The sequence below is a fragment of the Candidatus Thioglobus sp. genome (assembly GCF_028599055.1).
GTDB lineage: Bacteria > Pseudomonadota > Gammaproteobacteria > PS1 > Pseudothioglobaceae > Thioglobus_A.
On record NZ_JAQRMS010000161.1, the window covers coordinates 1 to 2,414 of the forward strand.

3 protein-coding genes and 1 tRNA gene are annotated in these 2,414 nt (G+C 39.3%); all 4 read left to right on the forward strand.

What is annotated here, in order from left to right:
* A partial coding sequence (locus PSN35_RS07065) for a (d)CMP kinase (RefSeq protein WP_300031426.1) occupies positions 1 to 156 on the forward strand: 156 nt, incomplete at its 5' end.
* A gap of 76 nt (positions 157 to 232) precedes the next feature.
* Positions 233 to 1,927 carry a 30S ribosomal protein S1 gene (rpsA, locus tag PSN35_RS07070; protein WP_300031428.1) on the forward strand — a complete coding sequence of 565 codons (1,695 nt, stop codon included), beginning with the start codon at positions 233 to 235 and terminating at the stop codon, positions 1,925 to 1,927.
* 63 nt (positions 1,928 to 1,990) lie between these two features.
* Positions 1,991 to 2,269 (forward strand): HU family DNA-binding protein, encoded by a 279-nt coding sequence (locus PSN35_RS07075; protein ID WP_300031423.1) that lies wholly within the window; start codon positions 1,991 to 1,993, stop codon positions 2,267 to 2,269.
* Positions 2,270 to 2,338: 69 nt separating this feature from the next.
* Positions 2,339 to 2,414: transfer RNA gene (locus PSN35_RS07080), tRNA-Lys, on the forward strand.

Below are 2,414 nucleotides of genomic sequence, written 5' to 3' on the forward strand. Positions count from 1 at the left end.
TCGCAGATCTTAGCAGAGGTAGAGGCAAGAGATGCGCGTGATTCATCACGCAAACACTCACCTTTAAAACCTGCAAAAGATGCCCTTGTCATTGATACTACTGAGTTATCACTTGATGAGGTTATCGCTCAAGTGAGCGAATTGGTTAAAGCTTAAGCGGTTAAGCTTTATAAATAAACTAACCCGATATGCATTAGGCGTACACCGTAACTAGCCTAACAATTACCGGTCAATATCAAAGAAGAAATATATGTCAGAATCATTTGCTGAACTGTTTGAAAACAGTGTAGAACAACAAAACGTAAAAGTAGGTGCCTTATTAATGGGTACGGTAGTTAGTCTTAATCGTGAAAAAGCGATTGTAAACGTTGGACTAAAATCAGAGGGTTTCATCTCTCTAGACGAATTTAAAAACCCAAAAGGTGAATTAGAGGTTGCAGAAGGCGACGTAGTAGAAGTTGCTCTAAAATCAATCGATGATGGCCTGGGTAATACACTATTGTCACACGCTGATGCGAAACGCATCAAGTTGTGGCAGTCATTAGAATTAGCAATGAATTCTAAAGAAACAGTTACTGGTATTGTGACCGGTGCTGTTAAAGGTGGTTTGACAGTTGATATTGGCGTAGTTAAGGCATTCTTACCAGGCTCATTAGTTGATGTGCGTCCTGTTAAAGATTTCTCATACCTTACTGGTCAAGAAATTGAAGCAATCGTTATTAAAATGGACGAAGTTAGAAACAACATCGTTATTTCTAGAAAAGCGGTTATGCAAGAAGCTAACTCTGCGGATCGTGAAGCGCTACTTGAAACACTTGAAGAAGGTAAAGAAATCGAAGGTATCGTTAAGAACCTTGCAGATTACGGTGCGTTCGTTGATCTTGGTGGTGTTGATGGTTTACTACACATTACAGATATTTCTTGGACGCGCGTTAACCACCCATCTGAAAAGCTTACAATTGGCGATAAGATTAAGGTTAAAGTACTTAATTACGATAAAGAGAAGATGCGTGTATCACTAGGTCTTAAGCAGCTTACTGCTAGCCCTTGGGATAACATTTCAGATCGTCTTCCTATCGGTAAGAAAGTTACTGGTACGGTTTCTAACCTTACTGATTACGGTGCGTTTGTGCGCATTGAAGACGGTGTTGAAGGTTTGGTTCACGTATCTGAAATGGATTGGACAAATGCAAATGCACGTCCTTCTAAGATCGTTAAATTGGGTCAAGAGGTTGACGTAGTAGTATTAGACGTTCAAGAGTCTAAGCACCGTATTTCATTATCAATGAAGCAAGCATTAGAAAACCCTTGGGAAGCATTTGAAGCAACTCAAAACAAAGGCGATAAGATTATCGTAAATGTTAAGTCTATTACTGACTTTGGTTTATTTGTTGGCTTACAAGGCGGTATCGACGGTTTAATCCACTTAGCTGATATTTCTTGGGATAAGCAATCTTCTGAAGAGTTAGTTGCTAACTACTCTAAAGGTCAAGAATTAGAAGTTGTTATTCTAAATATTGATGCAGAGAAAGAGCGTATTTCTCTAGGTATTAAGCAGTTGTCTGAAGATGACTTCATGCAATACGCCTCAGCAAATAAGAAAGGTTCTATTGTTAAAGGTACAATCTTAGAAGTTGATCCACGTGGTGCGGTTATTGGTCTTGCTGACGATATCACTGGCTACTTAAAAGCGGGTGAAATTTCACAAGAACGTGTTGAAGATGCAACAACCGTACTTAAAACCGGCGAAGAAGTTGAAGTGGTTATCATGAATGTTGATAGAAGATCTCGCAACGTTTCTGTTAGTATCAAAGCTAAAGATTCAGTTGAAGAGCAAGCAGCTATGGCAGACTACAATAAGCAGTCTTCTGAAGAAGCAGCTGGTTCAACATTAGGTGACTTACTTAAGCAAGCTAAAGATAAGTAACTAATCGTTAATCAAAAGGCCGCCGAGTAGTGATACGAAGCGGCCTTTTTTTATGGTGAAAAGATGAAAAAAACAGATCTAATTCAACGATTAACTGACAATTCAAATCTAGCAAAATCAGAGGCGAAATTAGCGGTTGACCTTATTCTAGAACGAATCACTCAATCGATTGTTTCAGGTGAAGGGGTTGAAATTAGAGGCTTTGGTGGCTTTATCAAGAAGCACCGAAAAGCACGTCAGGGAATCAATCCGAAAACCAGTGAAAGAACGCAGGTTGGCGAGAAATATGTGCCGTTTTTTAAGCCAGGAAAAAGCTTAAAAGAAATGGTAAATAAAGGCTAATTTTTGTTGTTTTTAAATTGGGATAATGTATAATTTCACTTTTCGCACAAAGTGTTGAAAAACCAATAGGGGGCGTTAGCTCAGTTGGTAGAGCATCGGACTTTTAATCCGCTGGTCGAGCGTTCAAATCGCTCACGCCCCACCA